The following is a 3,702-nucleotide window of genomic DNA, read 5'->3' on the forward strand; positions in this document are numbered from 1 at the left end:
GCTTCTCAACCGATTGCAGCGCGTATTCTTTGCAATATTCACGAAACTCAGGTACAGTCATCTTTTTCCGATCGACTTTCCCGCTGTTCGTAATCACTTGCTCGATCGGCAAACCATGCGTATCCCAACCAGGTACGTAAGGCGCGTCGAAGCCTTGCAGTGTTTTGAATCGTACGATTATATCTTTCAACACTTTGTTAAGTGYGTGACCGATATGAATATCTCCATTCGCGTAGGGAGGTCCATCGTGTAAAATGAACTTCGTTCTTCCCTTGCGACTCTCTTGTACTTTGGCATAAATGTCTTCCGCTTCCCAATGTTCTTGCATTTTCGGTTCGGCTTGAGGTAAATTACCTCTCATCGGAAATTCTGTTTGTAGTAGATTTAATGTTTTGCCATAATCCATGATTACCACTCCATCCCTGGTTCAATCTATTCATTGTCTAAAAAACAAAAAAAGCCTCTCATCCCAAAAAGGGACGAGAAACTCAACTCGCGGTACCACCCTCGTTAAAAAGCATCATGAACACACGCCTAAAGGCGAATCGAACAGAGCTTCTTCACTCGATCATGTGTAACGGCATGACCCGTTTCTCCCTACTTGATTCAAGAGACGCTCCTGGGGGATATTCGGTACGCTGCAGAGATTAGGCTCACACCAAAACCCTAATTCGCTGACACTGCTCATAACGCCCTACTCGTTCCAGTCATAGCTTTATTGCGATACATTTAACAGGAGTATAACCAATCTGGCAGTCATAGTCAATAAGATAACTGCCTATGGCCCCATGCCTACTCTTCTGTAGTCTCAAACTGCATACTTTGCCAGCCTTCTGTGTTCAATAATTCAAGTTGAGCTTCAAGCAATGTCCGAAAGCGTGTGCGATAAATGGAAGCTTGCTTCTTCAATTCTTCGATTTCAAGTGAAACTTTGCGAGAGCGCGTCAATGATTCGTTAATAATCCGATCCGCATTTTTCTCCGCTTCCTTCAATATCAACTGAGCTTCCTTCTTCGAATTGCTTCTGACTTCATCCGCAGCTTCTTGAGCAACGATAATCGTCTTGCTCAATGATTCCTCGATATGCGTGAAGTGATCCAAACGCTCTTGCAAAGATAAATTTTGATTCTGCAAATCCTTATTTTCACGAATGAGCGCCTCATAATCCTTGATGACTTGATCTAGGAATTCATTCACTTGATCTTCATCATAGCCACGAAACGAACGTGAAAACTCTTTATTATGTATATCTAGCGGTGTTAATGGCATCAGTGCCCCTCCTTAGCGTTTTGCGTAGCAAAACTGACTTCGTAAGTATAAGCTGAGCTTTTCTTAAAGCTAGCCTACACCCATGTCTATACAGTTCAGTTCGACAGAAAATTAGCAATTCCTGCAAAGTTCGTGGATAAATTATCCACGATCATGCAAACTTGCCAATCTTCACACGAATTCGCCCTTTTTTCGATACGCCTTCCACTTCAAGCACTTTAAATCTACCAAATCCCTGCAAGGAGATCATATCGCCTTCTTTCAAGGGCTTGCTTGGATCTTCTTCCAGCTTCCAGTTTACGCGGCAACGGCCAGCCTGGATCGGTTGCAACACTTTGGCTCTGCTAAGCCGGAATACATCGCTTACTATACCGTCCATACGCATGGAGGCAACGGATAAATGAAGCTCATCCAGTTGTACTTGCGCTACCTCCAGCTTGTCTAGAGAAAGCAATTCCGTTTGAACATGTACTCTATGTACTTGTGATAAATTCAAATGCAAATAGTCGGCGGCGTCCTGGGTCACCAGGCAATGGCAGCCGCCATCTATAACATGAATATCGCCAATCTTGTCTCGCTTCATGCCGAGTCCAAGAATGGCGCCCATGTAATCTCCATGTTCTAATGTTAGAAATTTACCATCTCCTGAGGAGACCGCCAACACGGCCATAGCCATGTCTTCACCTTCCAAGGTCCGGTAATCTGGAGCAATCAAGGCTCTTCTACGTTCTGCCGCCTCATAACCGCCATCAAAACGGCAATGCACATCCGGGTGTCGGTTGACGAGTGAATTCAGAATGAAGGCTTGTCTGGGATCGAGGAAATCGGTTAATTTCACGGCATGCTGCTCAGCAGCTCGCTGGACCCAATCCCAGGCCTTATCTACAAAATGGTGTTCGTCTGGGTGAAAATGGCCATAGATTTCTTTCGTCAATGTTAGAATAACCTCGCAATGAACTTAAGAACTGCAATGATTCCCATAACCACGAAATTCAATGCGAATAGCGCCACAATCGGGGACAAATCAATGGGACCAATGCTCGGGATAATTTTGCGAAATGGACTCAAATACGGTTCAACCAGCTTAGCGAGCAGTCCACCGACAAAACTGTCACGTGCATTTGGAAACCAAGATAAGATCAAATAACCAAATATCATGTAAAAATAAAGTTTCTGTAAAACCCATAGAAAATCATACACGTTTTCCACGTAGTCATCCACCTCTGTGTTAGGATATACGTCTATTCCTCGCCCATCATCTCAGAGATGTGACCATGAATATCTACTGAATCTGGCGTACAGAGAAAGATATTCGGTCCAAGCTTAGAGATAGACCCATTCAATGCATAAACCGTACCACTTAAGAAATCTACGATTCGGATGGCTTGATCACCACGAACTCGCTGTAAATTAACGACAACGGCCCTACGAGAACGTAGATGGTCCGCAATGTCTTGTGTTTCCTCATAAGTGCGAGGTTCACTTAGGACAACGCGTGAATTTTTCTGAGAATGTATACTTACGACATTCGCCTTGTTTTTATTACGTAATTCATAAGGATTGGTTTCAGGTTCTTCCGTCGTTTCTACAATCCGTTCACGCTCTACAATTTCTTCCTCTTCCTGGAGCCCCAGAAAATTCATAAATCGGTTATACACACCCATCATGGTTCCCTCCTGACGAAATCTTATCGGCATTATATACCTAATGCCTAGCCCTCTTTGCCTACCAAAACTGTACCTAATCGCACCCAGGTTGCACCTTCTTCAATCGCCACATCAAAGTCGCCTGACATGCCCATCGATAACTCTTTCACTTCATAAGGAAATAGCTTTCGCTCATTCAATTGGTCTCGCAGCTCTCGTAAGCCTCGAAAAACAGGTCTTGTTTCTTCCGATTCAAGCTCGTAAGGAGCCATCGTCATTAATCCACAAACACGAATATGTGTAAGCTTGCTTACTTCCTCAGCAAACTGGAAGAAATCCTGGGGTGCGACGCCATACTTCGTTGMTTCACCGGAAATATTCACTTGCAAGAAGCAATTGACTTCTATCCCTAATGCAGCAGCCTGCTTGTCCAATTCCTTGGCAAGAGATATCCGATCTAGGGAGTGAATAAAGGCAAATTTGCTAATGACATCCTTCACCTTATTCGTCTGCAAATGGCCTAGAAAATGCCATGTTCCACGATCATGAAGTGCTTCCCACTTCGGTTTCACATCTTGCCAACGATTTTCACCAATATGCTGTAGACCCGTGTTCAATACTTGTTCAGTCGTTTCTAAAGATACATATTTGGTAACTGCGATGATCTTAATTTCATTTTCTTGACGGCCTGACTGCCGACATACAGCTGCAATCCGAGCTTCAACTTCTTGTTTACGTTCTAATACACTCATTTTACCCTACACCTCAATTCAACACACCTTGCCAG

At 43.9% G+C, this 3,702-nt stretch carries 6 protein-coding genes and 1 other annotated feature; all 6 genes read right to left on the reverse strand.

Translation table 11 applies throughout. The features are described from left to right. Positions 1-406, reverse strand: a 406-nt coding sequence (locus tag AC1DVJ_RS30225; protein WP_477596500.1) for a class I tRNA ligase family protein, incomplete at its 3' end; no start/stop codon positions are given. A 66-nt stretch (positions 407-472) separates the two neighbouring features. After that, positions 473-720: a binding site (T-box leader), on the reverse strand. A 72-nt stretch (positions 721-792) separates the two neighbouring features. Continuing rightward, a complete protein-coding gene (locus AC1DVJ_RS30230) occupies positions 793-1,269 on the reverse strand; it encodes a DivIVA domain-containing protein (RefSeq protein ID WP_477596502.1) in 477 nt (158 codons plus the stop codon). Between the two features lie 151 nt (positions 1,270-1,420). Further along, complete coding sequence (locus AC1DVJ_RS30235) at positions 1,421-2,203, reverse strand: YlmH family RNA-binding protein (protein ID WP_477596504.1); 783 nt, start codon at positions 2,201-2,203, stop codon at positions 1,421-1,423. A 2-nt stretch (positions 2,204-2,205) separates the two neighbouring features. Beyond that, positions 2,206-2,469 (reverse strand): YggT family protein, encoded by a 264-nt coding sequence (locus AC1DVJ_RS30240; protein WP_477596510.1) that lies wholly within the window; start codon positions 2,467-2,469, stop codon positions 2,206-2,208. Between the two features lie 41 nt (positions 2,470-2,510). After that, a complete protein-coding gene (locus tag AC1DVJ_RS30245) occupies positions 2,511-2,933 on the reverse strand; it encodes a cell division protein SepF (RefSeq protein ID WP_477596506.1) in 423 nt (140 codons plus the stop codon). A gap of 47 nt (positions 2,934-2,980) precedes the next feature. Further along, positions 2,981-3,667, reverse strand: a complete 687-nt coding sequence (locus AC1DVJ_RS30250; protein ID WP_477596508.1) for a YggS family pyridoxal phosphate-dependent enzyme — start codon at positions 3,665-3,667, stop codon at positions 2,981-2,983. Positions 3,668-3,702: the final 35 nt, after the last annotated feature.

This window comes from Paenibacillus sp. P4_A9, from assembly GCF_056402415.1.